This is a genomic window from Endomicrobium proavitum, assembly GCF_001027545.1.
Classification (GTDB): Bacteria; Elusimicrobiota; Endomicrobiia; order Endomicrobiales; family Endomicrobiaceae; genus Endomicrobium; species Endomicrobium proavitum.
In genome coordinates this window covers 181277-206351 of sequence record NZ_CP009498.1, presented here as the reverse complement: position 1 = coordinate 206351, position 25075 = coordinate 181277, and the positions used below count along the sequence as shown (strand labels likewise).

General features: G+C 40.1%; 14 protein-coding genes and 1 tRNA gene. All 15 read right to left on the bottom strand.

Features of this window, described 5'->3' with window-relative positions:
• Positions 1–88: 88 nt before the first annotated feature.
• The 15 genes from Epro_RS00815 to Epro_RS00745 all read right to left on the bottom strand — a co-directional run bounded on the left by Epro_RS00815 (position 89) and on the right by Epro_RS00745 (position 25014).
• Positions 89–871, bottom strand: coding sequence for a hypothetical protein (locus tag Epro_RS00815; protein WP_052569698.1), 783 nt, complete (start codon positions 869–871; stop codon positions 89–91).
• Between the two features lie 20 nt (positions 872–891).
• Positions 892–1668: a type III pantothenate kinase gene (locus Epro_RS00810; protein WP_052571541.1), complete on the bottom strand. Its 777-nt coding sequence runs from the start codon at positions 1666–1668 to the stop codon at positions 892–894.
• Positions 1669–1681: 13 nt separating this feature from the next.
• On the bottom strand, positions 1682–2203 hold the full coding sequence (locus Epro_RS00805) for a FumA C-terminus/TtdB family hydratase beta subunit (protein ID WP_052569696.1): 522 nt from the start codon (positions 2201–2203) through the stop codon (positions 1682–1684).
• A complete protein-coding gene (locus Epro_RS00800; RefSeq protein ID WP_052569694.1) occupies positions 2200–3039 on the bottom strand; it encodes a fumarate hydratase in 840 nt (279 codons plus the stop codon). Before Epro_RS00800 ends, Epro_RS00805 begins: the two co-directional genes overlap by 4 nt.
• The gene (locus Epro_RS00795; RefSeq protein ID WP_052569692.1) at positions 3036–4376 is read right to left on the bottom strand and encodes an NAD(P)-dependent malic enzyme; all 1341 of its coding nucleotides are present in this window, start codon (positions 4374–4376) and stop codon (positions 3036–3038) included. The genes Epro_RS00800 and Epro_RS00795 overlap by 4 nt, the downstream gene beginning before the upstream one ends.
• A 100-nt stretch (positions 4377–4476) precedes the next feature.
• Positions 4477–5580, bottom strand: a complete 1104-nt coding sequence (locus tag Epro_RS00790) for an ABC transporter ATP-binding protein (RefSeq protein ID WP_052569690.1) — start codon at positions 5578–5580, stop codon at positions 4477–4479.
• A 116-nt stretch (positions 5581–5696) separates the two neighbouring features.
• Positions 5697–7040, bottom strand: a complete 1344-nt coding sequence (locus Epro_RS00785) for a GGDEF domain-containing protein (protein WP_052569688.1) — start codon at positions 7038–7040, stop codon at positions 5697–5699.
• Positions 7033–8388, bottom strand: coding sequence for a GGDEF domain-containing protein (locus tag Epro_RS00780; protein ID WP_052569687.1), 1356 nt, complete (start codon positions 8386–8388; stop codon positions 7033–7035). Before Epro_RS00780 ends, Epro_RS00785 begins: the two co-directional genes overlap by 8 nt.
• Positions 8366–8998, bottom strand: coding sequence for a septation protein SpoVG family protein (locus Epro_RS00775; protein WP_144412016.1), 633 nt, complete (start codon positions 8996–8998; stop codon positions 8366–8368). Before Epro_RS00775 ends, Epro_RS00780 begins: the two co-directional genes overlap by 23 nt.
• 457 nt (positions 8999–9455) lie before the next feature.
• Positions 9456–17243, bottom strand: a complete 7788-nt coding sequence (locus tag Epro_RS00770) for an OmpA family protein (RefSeq protein ID WP_052569685.1) — start codon at positions 17241–17243, stop codon at positions 9456–9458.
• 436 nt (positions 17244–17679) lie between these two features.
• Positions 17680–17898: a hypothetical protein gene (locus tag Epro_RS07080; protein WP_158408972.1), complete on the bottom strand. Its 219-nt coding sequence runs from the start codon at positions 17896–17898 to the stop codon at positions 17680–17682.
• 152 nt (positions 17899–18050) lie between these two features.
• A tRNA-Pro gene (locus tag Epro_RS00760) sits at positions 18051–18124 on the bottom strand.
• 56 nt (positions 18125–18180) lie between these two features.
• The gene (locus Epro_RS00755; RefSeq protein WP_052569683.1) at positions 18181–18780 is read right to left on the bottom strand and encodes an XTP/dITP diphosphatase; all 600 of its coding nucleotides are present in this window, start codon (positions 18778–18780) and stop codon (positions 18181–18183) included.
• Position 18781: 1 nt separating this feature from the next.
• On the bottom strand, positions 18782–22330 hold the full coding sequence (locus Epro_RS00750; protein WP_052569682.1) for a beta strand repeat-containing protein: 3549 nt from the start codon (positions 22328–22330) through the stop codon (positions 18782–18784).
• A gap of 29 nt (positions 22331–22359) precedes the next feature.
• Positions 22360–25014: a valine--tRNA ligase gene (locus Epro_RS00745; protein WP_052569681.1), complete on the bottom strand. Its 2655-nt coding sequence runs from the start codon at positions 25012–25014 to the stop codon at positions 22360–22362.
• Positions 25015–25075: the final 61 nt, after the last annotated feature.

The window sequence follows — 25075 nt, the reverse complement described above, 5'->3', positions numbered from 1 at the left end:
TTTTTTTTATTTCTTCTATTTTTTAAAATCGGCGCTCAAACCTGCTGAGTGCCAATTATACTACTACTGCCTTTTTTTGTCAAGTATGTTAGAAACCCACAAATACGCCGAAGTTATAATTTAGTCTGGATTCATAAACCGACAATGTAAAAGAAAGATTGAGAGGCTCTATTTTTGCCTGCGCCCCCAAACCGTAGCCTACTCCGTAAGCGTAAGTTGAAAGGCCGCTTCTGTCCGAACTTAAAAGATTAAGCTCCGTTACGTCAAAGCTGACAAAGAAATAAGGCTGCACGTAAGGAACATCCTGAAAATAAAATGTCGGCGCTGTTTTTAAATTCCACGAGTGAAATTCCACCCTGCCTTGATTTGGAACATACGCGCGCGCGTCCTGAACGGGAACGTTCGCTATCATATAATTAAAAACAGATTGCACCGAAATTGTAGGTATATAGTCGTAGCCTTCATACGCCAAATATCTTGCGCCGGCGCCGATAACATAAGAATCGTTTGAGTAAGAAATACGTCCTATTCCCGTAAGGTTTTCAGAGAGCAAAAATTCGCCTTGGATTATAGGGTAATTTATCGCGGAATCTCCAAGCCTTGTGGCTATTAAGTCATTTGTTAGAAGCTGCTGGTAAGACATTTTTATGCTCAAAGTAAAACCAAACGTATCTAAATTTCCACCGACGCCGTAAGCGCCTCCGGAGATAGCCTGACCTACGTCTTTTGCAAATTCAGAAAGCAAACTTTTTGCCTGCGCGTCGCCGGTAACGGCTTTATTCATAAAGAAATTAACCATTTCATAAGGATGAGCAAACGCAGATACCGCAAAAACAAACAGACAAACAAAAGAGATTATTATTTTTTTCATTTTTTCCCCAAACCTTTTTTTTAATGCCGCTCAAAAATTATTCTTATCCCTTCAAGCGTTAAATCGGGAGCGTTAATTTTTATTTCTTTAATTTCTTCCGTCATAAGCCCCGCAAGCCCGCCGGTAGAAATTATATTTTTTATTTTCATTTCTTTTTTAATTCTTGCGATAATTTCTTTTATCAACCCGATATAGCCGAAATAAAGACCGGATTGTATGCATTCCACCGTGGACGTTCCTACTGCTTTAGCGGGTTTTTTCATTTCAACTTGAGGAAGCTGGGCGGTTTTTAAACTTAAAGACTGCGCTGAAATTGCCGGCCCCGGAGCTATTGCTCCCCCGACGTATTTTCCTTGCAAGTCCACACAGTCAAAAGTTGTGGCTGTTCCAAAATCTATAATTATGCACCCGCCGCCGTATAGCGCGACAGCTGCAACAACGTCTGCAATTCTGTCGGCGCCGGCTTCTTTAGGGTTTACATTTCCAAACTTTAAACCGCCGCTGTTTATATGGTTTACAAAAAAAGCTTTTTTATGAAAATAATCTTCAACAAGTTCCGTAAAAACTCTGTTTAACGACGGAACAACGCTTGCTATTGCAACCTGTTCAACTTTTTTTGCGTCAAAACCGGAATAGTAAAACATGTCCATAAGCATTGTGGCGTATTCGTCGGAAGTTTGTCCTTTTATAGTGGACATTCTCCAAACTTTTTTTGCGCCGGATAAAATTTTCTTGCCTTTTACGTCAAAAAGTCCGAGGGTAATATTTGTGTTGCCTATGTCTATGGCTAAAAACATAAATGCTCCAAATTTAACGATTAAAAATATTTTTGCCGTTTGCATCCACGGCAACCGTAAGCGGCATGTTTTCCACTTCAAGTTTGTAAACGGCTTCAGGTCCTAAATCTTTAAATGCCGCAAGATTTGCTTTTTTGACGGTTTTTGAAAGCAGCGCCGCAACGCCGCCCGTAGCTATAAGGTAAACGGCTTTATTTTTCTTTATAGCTTCCGCAACTTCTTTTGAGCGAGCGCCTTTGCCTATTAAAATTTTTACGCCTTCGGCAAGAATTCTCGGAGTAAAAGCGTCCATTCTTGCCGACGTTGTGGGTCCGCATGCGCCGATAACCGAACCCGGGCGCGCCGGAGAAGGTCCGCAATAATAAATTGCGGCGCCGTTTAATTCAAAAGGAGTTTCCCCGCCGGAATTTAACGCAGCGACAATTCTTTTGTGCGCCGCGTCGCGCGCGGTATAAATTACGCCCGACAAATAAATTTTGTCGCCGGCTTGGACATTATTTATATTTTTTATTAATTCGTCTTTTGTTATTTTCATATTAACACGGTTTTACGTCTGTTTGAATGGCATTGAATGCTTACCGCCACCGGAAACGACGCAATGTGGCACGGCTTAACGCTTATAAAAACCGCAAGCGCCGTAGCTTGGCCGCCAAGCCCCATAGGGCCTATATTTAAATTGTTTATTTCTTCCAAAAGCTCTTTTTCTTTTTTTGCGTAAAACGCCGTTTTATTTTTAGAACCGATTTTTCTAAGAAGCGATTCTTTGGCAAGTTTTCCTACGGATGCAAAATCTCCGCCGATGCCAACGCCTATAATTAAAGGGGGGCAGGCGTTTGCGCCTTTTTCTTTAATTGCCGACAAAATAAAATCTTTTGCGCCCTGCCAGCCTGCCGACGGCGCAAGCATTTTTAACGCGCTTGCGTTTTCGCTGCCTCCGCCTTTGGGCAAAAAAGTTATTTCTATTTTATCGCCGCTAACTATATTTATATATATGTTTGCGGGCGTATTGTTGCAGGTGTTTTTTCTTGTCAGCGGGTCTGAAACTATAGATTTGCGTAAATAATTTTTTTTATAAGAATTACCGACGCCGTCGTTAACCGCTTTATAAATATCTGCGCCTGAAATTTTAACGCTTGACCCAAGATTTATAAAAAAGTTTGCCGTGCCGGTATCCTGACATAGCGGAATATTTTCTTTGGAGGCAACTTTTGCATTTTCAATAATTTCCGTAAGGATATTTTTTGCAACGCCTTTTTCTTTGGCGGCGCTTTTTTTAACGGCATTTAAAACGTCATGAGGAAGATTATAGTTTGCCTCGGCGCAAAGACGCTCTACGGCTTTGGTAATTTGTGATGATTTGATTATTCTCATTTGTATTTTTTTATGTAACCGCGGCTCATCATTGTTTCGGTAATTGCGCGGCTGCGTTTTATTATTTCTTTTGCCTGCGCGTAAAGTTTATCATAACTTAATTTTTTTGCGGCAACTTTTTCTTTTATAGCTTTTACGCCTACAGCGGCGGCAACTTTCGGAAACAGTTCCCAATCGCTCATTGTAGGCAGAATTTGGTTCGGTCTTATTTTACTACCGGCAATGCAAGACGCAAGTTCCGCAGCGGCAGTTATACACATATCATCCGTAATTGCCGTAGCGCGAACATCCAAAACGCCTCTAAAAACTCCGGGAAAACCCAAAGAATTGTTTACCTGATTTTCAAAATCGCTTCTACCGGTTGCAACTACTGCGGCTCCGACCTCTTTGGCTTCCCAAGGCCAAATTTCAGGAACAGGATTTGCGCATACAAAAACTATAGAATTTTTTGCCATGCCCTTTATCCATTCTTTTTTAATTGTTCCGGGACCCGGCGCCGACAACGCTATAAGCGCGTCCGCGTTTTCCATAGCTTCTTTTATGTGTCCCTGAATATTTTGAGAATTTGTTTCGTTGGCTAAATTCCACTGCTGAATATGACTGCTATTTTTTAAATCTTCTCTGCCTTTGTGCAAAGTTCCTTTTGAATCGCAGATAATAATATTTCCGGGGTTTGCTCCGTAGCGCATTAGAAGTTTTGCAATACACACGTTTGCCGCGCCCGCGCCGACCATTGCAATTTTAATTTTTGATATTTTTTTACCCACTACCTTTAAAGCATTAATAAGACCCGCCAAAGTTACAAGAGCGGTTCCCTGTTGATCGTCGTGCCAAACGGGAATGCGGCATTCTTTTCTTAAAGTGTCTAAAACGTTAAAACATTTCGGGGACGATATATCTTCTAAATTTACTCCGCCGAAAGACGGCTGTAAAATTTTTACGGTTTGTATTATTTCCTTTTCGTCTTTTGTGCCAAGGCAAATAGGATATGCGTCCACGCCGCCGAGGTATTTATACAAAAGAGCCTTGCCTTCCATAACCGGCATTGAAGCCTCTGCACCGATATCGCCAAGACCTAAAACTCTTGTGCCGTCGCTTACTACGGCTATGCTGTTTCCTTTATTGGTATATTCATAAACAAGTTCGGGGTTTTTATAGATATCGGTGCAAACCGCGGCTACTCCCGGGCTGTACCAAATTGAGAAATCATTAAAATCTTTTACGCGGCATTTCGGAACAACTTCAATTTTTCCTTTGTAAAAAGGATGCATTTTTCTTGCAAGCGCGGACGGGACATTTGCCGATTTTAAAAGTTTTTTAACGTTTGCTTTGGGCATTTTGTATATCCTCTGTTAAATAAAAAAAGTTTTATCTTTTAAGATAAAACTTTAAATGCTCCGGGGAAAAGCAAACAAAACTTTCCCCCGGCAGAATTAATTATATAATTTTGACGCCTGTTTTAGAGTCAAACAAATGCGTTTTTGCAATGTTAAACACAAGCTCTATAACCTGATTAGGTTTTGCTCTGTTTTGAGAATCAACTTTTGCGACAAATTCGTTTTTGCCCGTGTTAAGATGCAGGTAAATTTCGCTTCCCAAAGGTTCTACAACTTCTACGGTAGCGCTGAAACTGTTGACGTCTTTATCGGGTCTGTTGTAGAAAAGTTTATCAAATATATCTTCAGGTCTTATACCAACCGTAAGTTTCTGACCTACGTAAGGAGCAACTTTGCTTTTGAGTTCGTTAGGAACAACTATTTCAAAAGCGCCTTCGTTTAAATACAACGCGCCGTTTTTATTGATTATCTCAACGTCAAAAAAGTTCATTGCGGGGCTGCCGATAAAACCTGCGACAAATTTATTGGCGGGATTATCGTAAAGTTCAATAGGGCCTGCTATTTGCTGTATTATGCCTTCTTTCATAACGCAGATGCGGTCGCCCATTGTCATAGCTTCCGTTTGGTCGTGGGTAACGTATATCATTGTGCTTTGAAGTTTTGCGTGAATTTTTTTAAGTTCCGTGCGCATCTGCCCTCTTAACTTTGCGTCAAGATTTGAGAGCGGTTCGTCAAATAAAAATACTTTAGGCTTTCTTACAATGGCTCTTCCTACGGCAACTCTTTGTCTTTGTCCGCCGGAAAGCTGTTTCGGACGCCTGTCTAAAAGGTGCCCTATGCCAAGAATTTCCGCCGCTTCATTTACGCGTTTTTGAATTTCTTTTTTGCTAAATCCGCGCAATTTAAGACCAAAAGCCATATTGTCGTAAACGGTCATATGAGGATAAAGCGCATAGCTTTGAAATACCATGGCTATGTCGCGATTTTTAGGAGGAATATCGTTTACTTTAACTCCGTCTATGTATATTTCGCCGTCGGAAACTTCTTCAAGACCGGACACCATTCTTAAAGTGGTGGTTTTGCCGCATCCGGAAGGACCTACGAGAATACAAAAAGATTTATCCGGAATTTCAATATTAAAATTTTTAACGATATCTAAGTCACCGTAACGCTTCCATACATTTTTTAAAACTATGCTTGCCATTGCTCCCCCAAACGTAAATTTTCAATATGAAATATATTTATTTTTCAACTTATAATCAGTTTTTCTATTTTATCACTTTTACAAGGGTTAAGTCAAGAAATATGCAAACCTCAAGCCTACGCCGGATTATCGCCGTAAACAGCAACCTGATTTCTGCCGTTTTGCTTGGCTTTGTACAAAGCGTCGTCGGCATCCTTAATTATTTTTTCAAGAGACGAATCATCGTCAGGATATCCGCTTATTCCAACGCTGATAGTTACGGAAAATTCCGAATCTTTTACGTAATATTTTTGTTTTTCAACGGCTTTTCTTATATTTTCGGCGGCAGAAATTGCTTCGTAGCGCTTTACTTGAGGCATAAATATTATAAACTCTTCCCCGCCGTATCTTGCAACCAAATCTTCACGGCGCGCATAATCCGACAAAATGCCGCCTACGGAATGCAAAACTTTATCTCCTTCAAGGTGTCCGTATTTATCGTTGACGCTTTTAAAAAAGTCTATGTCCAGCATTAAAATATAAAATCCGCCGGAATATCTTTTTTCTCTTCGTATTTCATACCCGAGTCTGTCCAAAAAATAACTTCTGCGCAAAAGCCCTGTAAGCCCGTCGTTTCTTGATTTCTCGTTAACCTCTACGAAAAGCTTAACTCTTTTTGCGTTTAAAGCTATTTGAGGCGCAAAAATGGCGCCCTCTTTTACATAATCGCCGGCAAATTTTTTGCCGCACACTACGGCAACTGCGCCAAGAAGTTCGTCTTCAATTTTTAACGGCCAAAAAACAGTGCTTTCTTCATCGCCTATAAAAACAGGGTTTTTAACCGTTGCGCACAAGTTCATTGCCTCAAGCGAATTATCCGCCGCAACATATTCCTGCCAGCCGTTTTGGTGAAAAGTTTTTGAAGAAGCTATTGTTTTCCAAAAACCGTTAGTTCTGTCAAAAACGGTTACGGATATTACGCCGTTTCTGTTGGACAGCGCTCTTATAATTGTGTCTGCGTAATCTTCAAAAAACATTTTTTTAGACAGCTCTCTTCCTATTATATACAGCTGCATTATTTTTTCAATATCTTCTTCGCGCTTTTTTCTTTCGTCAAAAGATAAAGCGTGCTCGGAAATAATCTGCGCATATTTGTCTTTTGCAAATTTATTTTTTTCGCGCAATTCTTTAGCGGTTTTCTTCGCTTCGTAGGAATGATAATAGGGAACGGGAATTATGAAAATAAACAAAACTACGGCAAGAGCCGTTTCCGCCGGAGTTACGTAAAAAAATCTCAAAGCTATGAATATGCCGGCGACGCTTGTTATTAAAACTATATGTTTAAACCATTTGGAAAGATACAGTCCGCAAACGGCAAGGAAATATGCCCACACAATAAAATGCTTCCCTCCGCTTAAGAAAAAATATAAAACGGAAAGTATTATGGCGGCAATAAGAATTGTGTTTATTTTTCTAATCATCGCGATACTCTACGGTTTTATTTCTGCCTGAATTTTTAGCTTCGTATAACGCCGCGTCCGCCTTTTGTATAACCGTCTCTTCGCAGGCGCAAGCCACGCCTATGCTTACTGTAATTGTAGTTGTTTGCAAAACGGCTTCCCCCAAAGAAACAGTAAACTGTTCATTTTCTATTGTAGTTCTTATACGCTCTAAAACAACGCGAGCCTCTTTGCAGCCCGTGTGAAGCATTAAAACAGCAAACTCTTCCCCGCCGTATCTTGCAATTAAATCCGTTTCTCTAAATCTTTTTTTCAAAATAGCGCCTATCTGGCGCAAAACTGCGTCGCCCGCCTGATGTCCGTAAGTATCGTTTACTTTTTTGAAATAATCCACGTCTAAAATAGCGACCGATAGAGAAAATTTGCCGGTATGCGCGCGCTTTACCTCGTCGCGGACTCGTTCTTTAAAATAAGTTTGCGTAAAAAGTCCGGTAAGCACGTCGGTAACGGCAAGCCCCTGAACTCTTTTATATAAATTCGCGTTATTTATAACGTTTGAAACAACGCCCGACAAAATTGAAAGCAGTCTCAAATCGGCATCGCCGAAAGCGTCGGTTGCCGAACTTGTTCCTCTGATGATTCCCCAAAAATTTCCGTCAATTTCAACGGGAACGGCTATAACGGACATTTGCGTTGTAAAATTACCGCTAAAGCGTTTGTCTTGCGACAGATCGCCGGACACAAGAGGAAAACCGGTGGTTTTAACATATTTAGCAAACTCGTCGCCCTTGGAATTTTTCACAAGATTCCATTCCCCGCTGCCCATAAACTGCGATGCAAGCGCTCCGGATTTATAAACTATATCTTCTTCATCAAGGGAAGATTCAAAGCTCTGCATCATATGCCCGATTTTTTTAAAGTTGTCCATTTTGTCGGAAATTACCGAAGAAACTCTTTTGTTTTCGGCTATTTCGGAATCTTTTATAGTGGATTCCATGTCAAGCACATCGTATTCTTCTTCCATTGAATTTCTAACGGACGAATAATAATCGTTATAAGATTCCAAAACAACGTAAAAGAACGCAAGCGCGCCGCATTCAAGCAGAACAATATATGTTCTCGGAGAATCTTCAATTACAAAAGCCGTAAAACCTGCAAATATTACGGAAACCAACATAATAATTCCGCTGTAAAAACTTCCGGAAAAATAATAAAGCAGAAGCACCAAAAGCCCTATCAAAGGAAAAATTACATCCGAGCCGTTTAAAGCGTCAAACGCCCATTCAATAAAAAATATTCCGGCTGCAACCGGAAGTATTACCGTTGAAATTAAATCTAAAAAAATATCATTTTTCTTTTGCTGTATCATTTTCTTTATAACGCCTTACTAAAGCGGTTTCAACTTCTATTTTTAAATTTTTGTCGGTAAACTCAAACTCTTTTACCCGCTTTCCCGCTTCTTTGCGGGACGGCCACGCAATCCACAACCCGCGTCCGGAGTCCATAACTCTGCATTCAACTTCAACGGTATCCTCAAATATTATCGACGCAAAAGCTTTAATTGAAGATTTCTTTTTTAGCGCGTCAAATTTATTAATTTTAAAATCCGTTTTCAAGTCTGCAGAACCGTCGGCAGAGCGGGATTTTAAAACGCCGGCAAGATAAGACGCGTAATCTCTCTTTAACAGCGAGAACTGTTTGTATTGTTTATTTTTGCCTTTATATGATGGAAATTCAACCCGGGCGGCAATGTTTTGATTTAAGGAAAGGTTTGAAATTTTTATACTATTATTAAAAACAACAGCATACTTTCCGCCGTTTTGAGAAACGGAAGTAACCTTCAAATCCGCAAACGCGAATTGAGCAAAAACAAAAATAAAGAACAGTATTGAAATTATCCTAAACATGCAAGGAGTATAGTTGAAAATCGCAGATTTTGCAATGAAAACTATAACAGGCGCTGTGCAGCATAACGACAAAGCTTGCCTCGTTGTAGGGACAATAGCAAATCCCTTAAGACAGGCGGAAAGCCTGCCGTGCTGTAGTGATGAAGCCCTGAAAGCGGGTGAGACGTGAAATTAACGGCAACCGCTAAACAACAATTACAAATTACAAAAACACAAAAGAGCCGCGCATAATATGCGCGACTCTTTTGTGTTTTTGTCTTTGTGAACTTAATCTGCCGTTTTGTTTTTGTCATTAATTGGTAATTGATAATTTTTAATTACCTTTGCCTTTATTTCCACTTCTCACCCGTCTTTGCAGCTTCGTCCCTGCGGCGCGGCGAGATTTGTCTTTTGTAATTGTCTTTGCCGTTATTTTCACTTCTCACTTCACCGTTAAATAATGAACACGTATAATATTTAGCAAACGTGGATCCCGGATTAAGACATTCCGGGATGACACTTCGTGTCGCTTTTCACTTTGCCGTTTTTGTTATTCAACAACAATTTCTGTTCTTCTGTTGTTGGCTCTTCCTTTTTTTGTTTTGTTGGTATCAACCGGGTTCTTTGACGAATGTCCTACTATTTCCATTTTCTCTTTTGGTATTCCGTTGTTTGCCAACTCATTATACACGCTCTGCGCTCTTCTTTCCGACAGCGGCTGATTTACTTTCTCATTTCCCGTGCTGTCTGTGTGTCCTTCTATTGTTATCTTCTTATACTCATGCTGCTTTATATATTCCGCATGCTCTTTTATGCTCATTATATGATTGCTCTTCAACAAATATTTGTTTGTGTCAAAGTTTACTGCCCTTGATCTGTATGGCTGTATCTGCTTCTTGCCTGCTTCCACAGCAGGCTTTGGTTGTTCTATTATTTCAGGCTTCGCCTGTTCTACCACCACCACCGGCGCGGGGACGGGTTCTTCTTTTTCTTTATGCGTTATTCCGCAGAAATTGTATCTCAAACCCGCGTTGGCGTAGAGGTTTGTGAACTTTTCGGCTGTGTGGGCGTTGGCGTTTATGAAGAATTTTAGACCTTCGGTTATTCTCACGCTTCCGCCTAATGTTGCTCCTAATATCAACCCGTTTTCTTCGTAGCCTCGGCTTAAGAACTTCACTTCCGTTCCTTCAAATACGCTTTCTATTTCGTATTTCTTTCCTGTTAATAAGTATTTTCCTTCCAAGTTTACATATCCTGCCCATGTCTTATCGTCGTAGTTTACTCCCGCTCCTACTCGCGCGGTTGTTCTTAAATAGTTGCCTGCTTCTACTTTTAGGTTTAGTCCCTCTGCTCCGGTTTCGGTGAAGCCGTCGTAGCTTACGTTCTTTAATTCTGCTCCTGCGTATGGTCTGAAGTTTGTGTTGTTTCCTATTTTGTATTTCAATGCGCCTTCCACGTCTGCTCCTAACGTGAAGCCTTCGTAGTTGGCTTTTGCGTTTCTGTCGGCGTATGGCGGCACCGGCAGATACTGACTTATTGCTATATTTCTTGTTGTTTCGTAACTATCCTTACTTCCGTTTATCATTGCTTTTATTTCGTATTTTTCTTCTATGTAGCCGCCGTATAATCCGCCGCCTATTTTATTTAGCGTTGCTTTGCTTGCTTCTTGGTTCATGCTTTGGTCTTTATAGTTTACATATATTCCCAACATTGTTTTGTTTATGCTGCTCATGCTTCCAAAGTATATGTCAAACCCTGCCATTACTCCGTATCTATTATCCTTGTATTCGCCAAGGCTGTTTTCGTCGCCGCCTAACTTTGTTTGCGCTCCTGTTACTTGCGCCCATATTGCGCTGTTTGTGTGTTCCTTTGTGCTGTGGTTTTTTATTCTGTCGTATATTTCGTTATTGTCATTATCTAATGCTGCTGACTTTATTACGTTGCTGTGGAAGTAGCCTGACGCTATCCCCAGCACGCTTTTCTGTTCTTCTTGGTCGCTTAAGTTTGCCGTTGCTTCCATTATTTCTTTCAAGTCGTTTGTCGGCAGAATTATTGATAATTCGTCCCACGTTTTTGCCACTTCGCTTTGGTTGAACGTTAACTTCGGCAAGTTTTGGAAGTCCCCTTTGTTTATTCCGTTTACTATTATTCTCACTACGCCTGTCCAATCCGTTATATCGTTATACTTTACTTGATAGCTAAACGCTCCTGTTCCTACATATACAAACGTTGCGTTTGCAAACGTTCCGTTTATCGCGTTTTCACTCGACATTATCAAATGGTATTCCTGATTGTTATACACCCCAAAGTGCGCTTTTATTTGCAAATTCCCTCCTATTTGCGCAGAGCTTGCAAATATTTGGTCGTTGTTTCCGTTTTCAAATATGTCCATTAACAAGCTTGTATCGCTTGCAAACATCGTTGTTGCCGTTGCTACGTTTACGTGCAAGTTATCATACAGGTCGGCGTCGGTCATGTCTAACTCGGCTCCGTTAAATATTATGTTGTTTGCTTTAAACGTTGCGCTTTCCAACAGCACCACTTTTCCCGCTGTCGCTGTGAAATCGCCCCAGACTTCGTTGTCACCGCCCATAAAGAGCGTTCCTGTTCCCGTTTTGTTTACTTCTATTGCCGTGCCGGCTGTGTTGCTTAATATTCCTCCTGCTATACTTATTGTGTTGGTTCCGGAGGTTATTAAATTTAGTCGGCTATTGTTGTCTGCGTATATGTCGTTTGGCGTTCCGGCGGCTTTGTTGCCGCTAAATATTATATCGCCGTTTGCGGCTTCTATTGTTACTGTGCTGCCGCCTGTTACGTAAACCGCTGCTCCATTTGTTGCTGCCTCATTTCCTGTGAAGTTTCCTCTTCCCGACAATGTTATGTTTGAATTGTTGCTTGCGTACACTGCTCCGCCAAGCAACGATTTATTATTCATGAACGTCATCACTGCGTTCTTTATTGTTAGTATTGTGTCGTCGGCAAATATTGCTCCTCCGTTTCCGCTCAACGCTTCGTTTCCGGTGAAATCTACGTTTGCTCCGTCAAAGACTAAATCGTCCACCGCGTAGATTGCTCCTCCGCTTCCCGTTAGCGCTTTGTTGTTTGTAAACGTTGCGCTGCCGTTGTTAAATGTTATGTTCGCCAAGTTGCTGTAGATTGCTCCTCCGTTTACTGCGGCTATGTTATTATCAAATATTACCGGCGCTGCTGTAAATGTTATTGTGCTTCTCGTATTGGCATATATTGCTCCGCCCTCTGTTGCATTATTGCTTGTGAATTTTACTTCCGTATTTACAAACACATTTGAGCTGTCATTTAATGTATATATCGCTCCGCCATAATTGTTGGCTGTGTTACTTGTAAAACTTATTTTCCCGCCGTCAACATATAATAATCCTCGCACATTCATTGCGCCGCCGCTGCCGGAAGTTATTTTGTTTTCGGTAAATTCTGCGTTGCTATTTATAAATCTTACTATAGCGTTATTATACGCGTATATTCCGCCTGTTCCGTAATCGCCTCTATTGCCTGCAAATATCGCCGTTGATGTTATAAACTCTACTAAAGATCCGTCAGAATATATTGCTCCTCCGCCTCCGGTTGTGACTGCGTTGCTTGTAAATGTTACTCTTTCATTTGTAAAACTTATTGTTGAGCCTTCTGCATATATTGCTCCTCCGCTGGCATATGACGCATTGTTATTGTTATTTATAAAATTACTCGTTCCGTTTTTAAATAATACTACTGAATTTGACGAACTTATTGCTCCTCCGCCAACCCCTGTAGAACTTACTCCGCTTCCTACAAACATTTTTAGCGCTCCGTTAAATGACATTGACGAGCCTGTCACTACCATTGCATTGCTATGCCCTTCTACAACAATATTATCATTAAACGTTATCTGCGAATTTAATGCAGATATCGCTCCGCTGTTTGTTGAAAATCTCACTGCTGCGTTGAATGTTATTGTGCTGTCTATTATACTTGTTGCCCAACCTTGATTTTGTTCAAACGCGCTTGTTACGCTGTTTGCTATCGTTACTACCGAGCTTGTTATTCTTACCCCTGACGATGTTGTTACGTTCCAATTTCCGTTTTCAAATGTCCACGTTGCTCTTTCTATTGTCACGCTTCCTGCCGTTACGTTGAAGTTGCCTTGCATATAATTATTTCCGCTTATATACAATTCCCCAAGCCCTGTTTTGCTTATTGTGTTTTGCGCATTTCCTACGTATATGCCGTCTTCTATTCTTATTTGGTTATTTTCTGCGTTGAAATTTATAAACGAACCTTCAGCATAAATATCATTCGGCGTTCCATTTGCCGTGTTTCCCGTTAATAATATCAAACCGCCCGTGCTGTCAAATGTTGCTGTGCTGGTTTGTAAATATATTGCTCCACCGCTGCTGGTTGCCACGTTGCCGGTTATTGTTGCGCTTCCTATGTTTATTATTGCTCCGCTTTCTGCTGCTATAAAGCCTCCAAGCTGCGCGCTGTTTGAAGATGCATATACATTTTCAAAATTGGCTATTGCATTGTTTGTTGCATACAAAAATCCGCCGTAGGTTGCGCTTGAATTGCTTAAGCTAAAATCTACTCCCGATTTAAACGTTGCTGTTGCATTATTTACCGCTATAAATCCGCCGTAGGTTGCCGTGTTGTTGCTTATTACGTAATGCGCTCCGGTTGTAAATACCACGTTTGCTCCGGCTGCTGCATATACTGCTCCGCCTTGCTGCGCGTTGTTATTTGTAAACGTTATTGTGCTGCCATCGGCAAAAATTATCTGGCTTGTATTGCCGGTTATATACAATGCTCCGCCGTTTACGCTTGCTTTATTGCCGTCAAATGTTGCCGTTCCTGCAAAGCTCATTGTTGAACTATCTGCTAAATATATTGCTCCTCCGTTGCTTGTTGCTACGTTAGCCGATATTGTTGAGCCTGTAATATTTATTATTGCTCCGCTTTCCGCTGCTATAAATCCGCCTAACGCTGCGCTGTTTGATGATGCATATACATTTTCAAAATTGGCTATTGCATTATTTGTTGCATACAAAAATCCGCCGTAAGTTGCGCTTGAATTGCTTAAGCTAAAATCTACTCCCGATTTAAACGTTGCTGTTGCATTATTTACCGCTATAAATCCGCCGTAGGTTGCCGTGTTGTTGCTTACTGCGTAATGCGCTCCGGTTGTAAATACCACGTTTGCTCCGGCTGTTGCATATACTGCTCCGCCTTGCTGCGCGTTGTTATTTGTAAACGTTATTGTGCTTCCATCTGCAAAAATTATCTGGCTTGTATTGCCGGTTATATACAATGCTCCGCCGTTTACGCTTGCTTTATTGCCGTCAAATGTTGCCGTTCCTGCAAAGCTCATTGTTGAACTATCTGCTAAATATATTGCTCCGCCGTTGTTTGTTGCTGTGTTATAACTAATTGTATTTGTTCCGCTAAATACTACTGTTGTGCTATTCAAATACAACGCTCCTCCGTATCCGCTTCGCGCTGTGTTTGACGACATATCTATATTTGCAAAGCTCCACGTTCCTTGGTTTACCAAATATAAAAATCCGCCGTTGTTGGCTTGGTTCCCTATTGCTTTTGTTATTTTTGCATTCTCTAACCCAACGTATGAACTTGTGTCCCAATACACTACCCCGTTTCCGTTTGTTGTATTGTTCCACAAGAATTCTACTGCTCCGCCCGTAAAAATCATGCTTGAATTTCTAACAACAGATACTGCCGCCCCTTGCTGCGCGCTGTTTCCTTGGAATGTTACCGTTGTTCCTGTAAAGCTCATTGTTGAACTATCTCCTATATATATTGCTCCGCCGGAAGAAGCATTAGATCCTTGCGCAGTGTTACTTGTAAAATTTATTATATTGCTGCTAAAACTTAAGTATGACGCATAGGCATGCAACGCTCCGCCGCTTGCAGATCCTAACCCGCCTGCTGCAGAATCTTTTGCGATATTTCCTTCAAAGTTAATAATATTACCGGTAAAATTCATTATTGACTTATGTGCCAAGACAGCACCATGCGCATAGTCAAACCCTTGCGAAAAATTGTTTTTAAAATCTATTGTATTATTGTTAAAGGTATATATTGAATTCATATCAGCTATTGCAGCGCCCTCACCATATATTCCAGCACCTATAAAAGTAGTATTATTTATGACGCTATTTCCTTCAAACTTTACAATGCCGCTACTAAAATTTATATTTGCGTCAACAGAAAATATTGCTCCGCCGTCATTGCCATATGCTTTATTATTTATAAAGTTTGTTGTTCCGCTGCTAAAAATAATTGTTGACCCGATGTTGCCAAATAACGCGCCTCCTGAATGAGCGATGTTTTCTGAAAATTCTGTGTAATTATTAATGAAAGCTACTGTAGATAGATATGCCTCTGCCGCGCCTGCTCTTGCATAACCGTTGCCTGTGCCGGATGTTGAAAATACTTTATTACCTTCAAACACTGTTCTTCCATCAACAAAGTTTATATTAGATTGGTGCGCATATAACCCGCCGGCGGCGGCGACGGCGCCAGACGTAATATTATTTGTAAAATTCATTTCCACATTGTTAAAATTAACAACTGATAATACAAAAAATGCTCCTCCGCCTATACCATGATTTGATGCTGAAACAACCTTATTTGCCGTAAAATTTATAGTGCTGTTTTCTACGTTGAAAAATGTAACGCCTATTGTAGCCGGATTAAAAAAAGTTGATATACCTCCGCCGAATGCGCTGTTTGACAAACTGTTAACGGTGTTTCCCGTAAAATCTGCATTGACGCCTTTAAAAGTTACAGTGCTATCTAATAAAAACATTCCGCCGCCCATGCCAACATCTACCGCATTTATAACGTTGCTTGTAAAATTAAGAGAAGTATTTTCAAACATTGCAGATGAAGTATAGAAATATAGCCCTGCTCCCTCTGCGGTATTTATATTGCTTGGATCTGTTTGTATCAACTCATTACTTATAAAAGTCATTGTGCTGTTTTTAGCATTGAAAATAGCTTGTGTATTATAAAATCCGCCTCCCAGAAGCTGTCCTAAAGTGCTCTCGCTTTTATTATTTATAAAATTTATCACACTGTCGTTAAAACTAATTTGAGACCCCAAAACACTAAACCCGCTGCCGTTTACTGCATTACTATTAACGGATGTTGCTTTATTTCCATCAAAATTAACCACATCTTTTGAAAAGCTTGCGCTTGAAGCAACCAAGTTCATTGTTCCCAGATATAAATTACCCGTAGTGTTTTGTGTAATATTGTTTTTAAAATCTATCCTGCTATTATTAGAACTATACACACTATAGTTATGGACAGAGAGCGCCGCACCGCCATCGGTAGTGGCAGATATACTACTATTTCCTTCAAATTTCACAACTGCACTACTAAAATTGACCAATCCAAACTTAACATATATTGCGCCGCCGGTGCTATCACCAATATTTTGAGTTACAGAATTACTTGTAAAATTTATATCGCTATTTACAAAATTCAACGTAGAATATTCAACAAAGATAGCGCCGCCGTAGGCAGCATTTTCAGACACTGCATTATTATTAAAAAACAATACTGTACTGCTGCTGAAATTTGCTATTGTATTGTGTAAAAATAGAGCGCCGCCGTAGCTCTGTAAACCAATTGATTGTGCGGCATTATTTGTAAAATTTACTATATTGCTGCTGAAATTTAATGTAGCATTCCATGTAAATATCGCGCCGCCTGCTGATGGATCGCCATTTGTAGCAGTAGATCTCACAATATTCCGGTCAAAATTAATAGTATTATTATTAAAATTCATTATTTGATTATTTACACCTGAATATAGCGCTCCTCCTTGTACTGCCGTATTGCTAGTAAATGTTATTGCGCTGTTAATGAATTGCGTTGTTGTTGCATACTCATAACTACCTAACCCTCCGCCATATTGAGCGGTATTGCTTGTGAATTTTACCGTTGCATTATTAAAGCTTATATTCCCAGCGCTTAATAGCGCTCCTCCAGCATAAGCTGCAAAATTTTGAAATGTAATTCCACTTGTAAATATAGTATTAGCAGCAGCCAAGTTGCTTCTAATTCCGGCAAATTTACTTCCATTAAGAACAGCATTGTTGCCGTCAATAGTCTTTAAACCTGAACCCACTACACCATAGTTAGCGCCTGAGATAATTGTTCCATTCAACCTTATATTTTGCGCGCTGTTTTGCATAATAAGGGCATTTAAATATGTAAAACTTGAAACGTTTGTTTGTGCGTTCGCTTTTAATGTAAACAACAGCACAAGCAATGGAATGAGCAACAAAAATAGTTTTTTCATTTTTTCCTCTCTGTTTTGTTTGGTATTTTATTTAACTGTAAAGAAATATAAAAAAACCCCGCAATGTATTTAGTGTTACGAGGGTTTGAATTACAGGTATATTGATAATTTGGAATACAATTAGGAATTAGAAATGAGGAGTTTGAAATTAACGGCAAAGGCAACAACGGAAATACCCCGTCAAGGTTGTTGACCTTGCCACCCCTTTTGCAAAAGGGGAATTTAACGGCGGCGTTCACGTTTTGTGCTTGTTGGTGGTTTGTGCTTCTTATTTGTTGCGCACTCGCACTCTTTTTGCAAAAGGGGAATTTAACGGCGGTAGATACTGAATTAAGGTTAGGGTTATGAAATAATATGACAGGGCAATAGCAAATGATATTGGGGAAAAATTTATGCTGTTTGGAAAATTTTTGAAGATGTTTTGAAAAAAATTTTTTTAAAGAAGTTTTAAGGATAGAGTTATTGTTATACTTGCTTGCTTGCTTGCTTGCTTGCTTGCTTGCTTGCTTGCTTGCTTGCTTGCTTGCTTGCTTGCTTGCTTGCTTGCTTGCTTGCTTGCTTGCTTGCTTAGCGGCAAACAAGTCTTTATTTCATTAATATTTAAATGCTCAAATATTTCCGGTTTAGCTGTCAAATATATTTGATTAAATATCATTGGAAACATTTCTTTTGCCCTCTGCTGTTTTAAAATAAATTTTACAAGATATGATATGAAATGTTACTTATTTTTTTTAAAAATTAGAACGTTTTCAATACTTTCCGTCAGTTTTCCATCAATAATTTCAACAAAGCCAAATTGCACAAATTTCGGGGAGACAGGACTTGAACCTGCAGCCTCCTGCTCCCAAAGCAGGCGCGATAGCCAATTACGCTACTCCCCGGTTTAACTAATTATGAGTTAGAAATTAGAAATGAGAAATTAAAGGAACCGACAAATTTAATTTTTAATTGCTTCAATAATTTTTTTTGCTTTTTGCAGAGCCTGGGCTCTGTGGCTGATTTTATTTTTTATATCTGCGCTAAGTTCTGCAAAAGTTTTGTTTTGAGCAGGAACAAAAAAAACCGGATCATAACCGAAACCGTTTGTTCCTGATAAAGCATTGGTTATTATACCAAAAATTTCACCTTCTGCAAAATAAGTTTTGCCTTCAGGGCTTGCAACAGCTATAACGCATTTAAATTTTGCAGTTCTTTTTTCTTGAGGAACATCGCTAAGAGCCGCCAATAATTTTTTATTGTTATCGTCGTAAGAACAATTTTCTCCGGCATATCTTGCCGAATACACGCTCGGAGCGCCGTTTAAATAATCTACTTCAAGACCTGTGTCGTCGGCAATAACCCATTTCTTAAAAAACGCCGCCGCTTCTTTAGCTTTTTTTTCGGCATTCGTTTTAAGAGTATCCCCGTCTTCAACGGTTTTCGGAAAAGATTGCAATTCGGACATGGGGATAACTTTAATGTTTAAATCTTTTAAAATTGCGCTTATCTCTTCAACTTTGTGTTTGTTGCCCGTAGCTATTATAATTTCGTCTATCATTTTAATTGTTCTCGCTGCCGCCGCCCAATTTAAACTGAACGTTAAGCTGTCCGCCAACGCCGCTTCTGCCGCCGCTTATTCCAAAAACCTCGGCTCTTGCGCTTACAATATCGCTGAGCTTTTTAACGCAGCCAAATCCGTATTGAACATAAGGGTCTATTGAAAAATTCGGCAAAATTACATGGTTGGCTTTAAAGTTAGGGTCGTTAAGAATAGAATAAACAAAATTTAAATTTACATACGCGCTGAAATCTTCGCTTACATCGGCAAGAAATTTTACGGAAGGTTCAACCGTTATGGGATAAACCCCGTCGGATGTTACGGTTACGTTTTGATCTTCTCCAAAGGGCGCCATATCTATAAACGAAGCGGCAAGCATCAACGCAGGCACAAGTTTATATTTGTTATCAAAATCAAGCGAGAACGTGTACCCTGTTTTAGAAGCTATTCCTTTTGTGTACATCATAAAAGTTTCAGTGCCGTAAGAACCTTCCCCGTGCTCGCTGGTTACGCCCAAGTTTGCGCTTAACGCAGTCCAAAAATTTTCCCCGTATAATACAGCCGTTGCGCCTGCAATACCGCCGATTTGATCTATATGCGCTCCGTCGTATTTTTGCGACGAAGAATTAAGCCCGCCGAATATTGAAAACGCAAGATTAAGTCCCGAAAGTTCCGACTCGGGAGTGTCATATCCTATAAAAGCGCCGTAAGTTTCATGGGTTACTTTAAGATTTTTATAAAGATTAATTTCTTCGCGGTAACCGTATGGTCTTATCCAGAAAGAGCTTTGAGTTTTCTCAAGAGCTCTGTTTTCAACAACGTCAAAAGTTTGTTTATAAGAATTAAGCTGCTCAACGTATCCGCCCACATACATAGTAACGGGAACTATAAAAACCGCAGGATTAAAATCTTGAGTGTATGCAAACGACAGCGTTCCGTTATTGTAAGAAACGTCATATACGAAAATAGGTCCCATAAGTTTTTTTACGCCGTCGGAAAGAGTTATGGAGTTTTGCAAATTAGCGTTGTCGGCTATAAGAATATTAACAACTTTATCAAGATTGCCCGCGTCTTCCAATATTGAAATTTTATCTATTACAAAATTTGCGCCGCCGGCAGTTAAAACGCTGCCAACAAAATTATCCGACTGCCGCGTATGTAAATTTACGTCTATACCCACAAAAGCATCGCCTGAACCGGACAAGTTAAAATCTGAAAACTTAACGCTGTCAAAAGATCCGTTTTGCAAATTAAGTCTTGAACCGGCATACATATTAAACTGCGCGTTTTCAAACAAAACAGCCCCTTTGTCAACAGAAAGCGTGCCGGCATAAAAATTTACAGTGTTTCCGATTTCCCCGTTGATATTTCCAAAACCGGACATATCGGCGGCAATTAACACATTGCCGTTTACAGGCGCGCCTGCAACCGAAGTAGAGCTGGCGTTAATATTTATAATGTTAGCGTTTCCCGAAGAAGTGATATTGCTTCTAAAAATAATATCGCCTGCGCCGGCGTTTAAATTTAATGTTGCATGTCCGGCATTATGAATTGCATTTGAAACTCCCTGCGCCGAATTCTGCTCAAACTCTGAATTTCTGCCCGCGGTAATGATATTGATTTCTCCGGCGTTGTAAATTGCTCCGCCCAAAGAGCCGCTGCCTGAAACCGAATTATCTTTAAATGACGTATCTATAATAGTAAGCTCTGCGCCAACGTCGTTGTAAATTGCTCCGCCGTATGCAGATACAACAGCAGTGCCGAAAGCTATGCCCGCCGCGGAATTTCCGTTAAAAGCAGAATTAACTATATATGTATAGCTTGAGTTATAAAGCGCGCCGCCGCCGACATAAGAAATTTCTTCGGTAGATTTTGCCACGTTGCTTTGAAATGTAACATTTGACAATCTGACTGTTCCCGAAGAGTTCAAAATTGCCGAACCAGCCGGCGACAAACCGTTTGAAAGAGTTATGTCGTTTATTTCCAAAACCACGTTGTCGCTGTTAATATTAAAAATTCTGTTTATATTTGCGCCGTTTATTGAAAAAGTTTTACTGCTTGCGTCCGTGCCGCCGTTAATCCAAAGTTCGCCATCGTTAACTACTCCGCTATATAGAAGAGGAGTATAATAACTTGACGAAGACCAGTAAACGCGGTTTCCCGTTTGCGTTGAAACAAAGTTTTGGAAAACGTCAGGATTGTAACTTTCAAGGGTGATATTGAAAATAGAACTGCTAAACCTTGTTACATAGTAAGTGGCGCTTCCTCTGTTTGTGTAAAAGTCCGGCGTACCGGCAAGCAAATCAGTTGCAGGGTCGTATCTAAAAACCTGAAAATTTGTCGTTATACCCGAGGTAAAATCAGAGATTATTTTTATGCCTCTAAAATCAAGAGTTCCGGTTCCGTCAGTATTTAAATTTGGAAATTCTATAATGTCTAAATTTCTTACATAACCGTCGCGGGCGCTTGCAAGATCTACATCTATATTAACTTTAGCCGTTCCGTCAACCGTAAGCGTAGAGATATAAACCGTATCTCCCGTTACTCCGTTTGCCATATCTAACACAGAACCGTTTCCTAAAAACAACGTGCCTCTGTTTTCAAGCCCGCTTGCGCCGATTGAACCTCTTGAACCAGCGATAACGGTTACCGTAGTTTCTGCCACATTGTCGTAATATGATACTCCGTTAAATAATCCAACTTTTAATGTGCCGGAATATAGATAGATATCGTTGGCGATTAAAGAATTATTTAGAACAACATCTCCGCCGTATGGAAGAGAGTTTGTGTTGCTGTTAATATGCACCGCTCCGTGAACCCCCGCCTGCGCGTTTCCATTTATTGCGTCGTTAAAAATAATGCTGCTTCCCGCTGCTGCGTTTAAATATATCAAAGCTTCGCTTGAATTATAAATTGCATTTCTGCTTCCGTTTGCAAAATTTCCTTCAAAAACCGTGTTTGTGCCGTTGGCAACCACATATAATGTTGAGCCGTTAGCGTTATAAATTGCGCCGCCAAAAGCCTGCCCTCCGCCGCTGCTTACGGCTGTGTTAAAAGCAAAATAAGAATTTGTAATTGTAGTTGTGCCCGCATTGTAAATTGCGCCGCCGTATGCAACCGCAGTGCCTGAAGTAATGTAAGCTATAGCCGTATTGCTTGTAAAAACAGCGTCAAAAATATTTGCAAAACCGCCTGCGTAAAGCGCGCCGCCGTAAGAATAAGAGTCCGAATCTGCAGCAACGGAGTTTGCAAATCCTAAAAGGGTAACGCTTGAAAAAGTTATGCTTTTTCCGATTCCGGTGCTTACAAACAGACCAAAACCCGCGCCGTCAATAAAAAAACCGTTTCCGAAAATTGTCAGGTCGTCAGCGCCCTGATAATTAAACGCGGAATCCGCAATTATTGAAGTTGACAGCTCTATGGTTCTTGGCGTTACCGCCTCCGCTACGGACTCGTTAAAATAAGTGAAACTGTCAACTATAACCGTGTCGGCAAACGACGCGCAAACAGCCGCAAGAAATAAAAAAACGCCTAATACAATTTTTTTCATACTACCCCGCAATATTTATTTTTTAAATTTTATCCTAAAAATTTTAAACTTTCTTCTATTTTTTCTATTTTAAGTTTTGCTTCATTAAGCCTTATATTTATTTTTTCAACTTCCGCCGCAGGCGCTCTTTTTATAAAATTTTCATTGGAAAGTTTCGCGTTAGTTCTGTCTATTTCCTGACGGGCAGCAAGTATTTCTTTAGCAAGTCTTGCCTTTTCTTTTTCTATATCTATAAGCCCTTCAAGCGGCAAAAATATTTCAAAACCGCCCGCTACCGCAAGCGCGGAATTATTAGGGCGTTTTAAATTTTTACCTATTTTTACAGCGCTTATTTTTGCAAGCTGTTTAACGTAGCTTTCGTTATCTTTTAAAATATTTTCTTTTGACGAGTCTGAAATGTTAAATATTGCCTCAACCTGCACCGCTGGAGAAATATTCATTTCGCTTCTCAACGTTCTTATTTTTGTTATTACGTCCTGAATTAACGACATCTTTTCAACGACGGATTCTTTATTAGGAATTTCAAAAGCGTCCTGCAAAGTTGTTTCCGCAATAACGGCAGAATCTTTTTTATTTAAAATTTCCCATATTTCAGACGTAATAAACGGCATTACCGGCGACATAAGCTGCAACGCAGATTTTAATATTTTTATAAGTATTGAAAGAACCTGTTTTTTAACGGCAATATCTTCCGACATCATTCTTATTTTTGAAAGTTCTATATACCAGTCGCAGTATTTTGTCCAGAAGAAATCGTAAAGTTCTCTGGCGGCGCAGTCCATATCGTAAGACTCGTAAGCGGCGCTTATTTTTTTGCGCGCGTTTTCAAATTCCGCCAAAATCCATTCGTCGGCAAGCTCTGACGGTTTAACGGTTTCATCAAGTTTATCAATGCCTTCCAAATTCATTATTATAAAGCGCGACGCATTCCATATTTTATTTGCAAAATTTCTTGCGGCTAAAAACGACTCGTCGGAAATCTGCATATCTCTTCCGGGAGCGGCCGCCTGCGCCAAAGCAAACCTTAACGCGTCGGTGCCGTATTGCTCCATAATTGTCAGCGGATCTATAACGTTGCCAAGCGATTTTGACATTTTCTTGCCCTGTTTATCGCGAACTATTCCGTGAATAAAAACATGGCTGTAGGGGACTTCTTTCATAAATTCAAGCCCGAACTGCACCATTCTGGCAACCCACAAATACAAAATTTCATGCCCTGTAGCCAAAACAGAAGTAGGATAAAAATATTTTAAATCTTCATTATCCGGATTTTCTCCCCAATTAAACACGCTAATAGGCCACAACGCCGATGAGAACCATGTGTCCAAAACGTCTTCATCCTGAACAAATTTTATTCCCTTGCAATTAGGACATTCTTTTGGAGTTTCCGCGGCTGCTATAGGTTTGCAATTTGTATTTTTATTGCCTTTTTGGTCAACGCAATAATAAACGGGAATTCTGTGCCCCCACCAAATTTGGCGGCTTATGCACCAGTCCCTTAAATTTTCAAGCCACAAAACGTAAGGTTTTTTCCACGAAGACGGATAAAATTTTGTCTTCTCTTCATTTGCCGCGGAAACGGCTTTTTTTGACATGTCGCCTACATTTAAAAACCACTGCTCGCTCATCAAAGGTTCTATGGTTGTAGAACATCTGTAACATCTTCCCACCGAATGAGAGTAGTCTTCAATTTTTACTAAAAATCCGCCTTCTTCCAAATCTTTAACCACTGCTTGTCTTGCATCTTTTACCGAAAGCCCTTTATATTTTTCCGGAACGTTTATCATTTTTCCGTCGGCGTCTATAATTTCTATAATTTCAAGATTATTGCGTTTAGATATTTCATTATCCGTTGCGTCGTGAGCCGGCGTAACTTTTACCGCGCCCGTGCCGAAAGACTTTTCTACAATATAATCCGAAACAATTTTTATTTCCCTGTTTACTATAGGAAGTTTTATAGTTTGTCCGACAACGTTTGCATATCTTTCATCGTCAGGGCTTACCGCAACGGCAGTATCGCCAAGCATAGTTTCCGGACGAGTTGTGGCTACTATAACATAACCCTCGCTATCTCTGAAAGGATATTTTATATGCCACAAATTGCTTTTTTCGTCGGCGTATTCAACTTCAATATCGGATAAAGCCGTCGCGCAGCGAGGACACCAGTTTACAAGCCTTTTGCCTCTGTATATAAGACCTTTATTGAAAAGGTCAATAAAAGCTCTTTTTACTGATTTTGAGCGGCTTTCATCCATGGTAAAAGCGGTTCTGTCCCAATCAAGACCGCAGCCAAGCTGTTTTAGCTGCTGCAAAATTGTGTCGCCGGTATCGTTTCTCCACTTCCACATAGTTTCTAAAAACTTTTCTCTGCCAAGGTCGTATTTTGTTTTACCTTCTTTTTTGAGAAGTTTTTCAACTACGTTTTGCGTGGCTATTCCGCCGTGGTCTGTTCCCGGAACCCACAGCGTATTAAATCCTGAAAGTTTTTTAAACCTTATTATAATGTCCTGAAGAGTATTGTTTAACGCGTGCCCCATGTGAAGAGAACCCGTAACGTTAGGCGGAGGTATAACTATTGTAAAAGGTTTTTTATTTTTATCGCAGACGGCAGAAAACGTTTTGTTTTCTATCCAATACTTACGCCACTTCTGCTCCACGCTTTTTGAATCGTAAACTTTTTCCATGTTGCCTTTGTTCCTTTACTATAAAAAATATTAAAAAACAATCTGTAGATTATACAAAAAT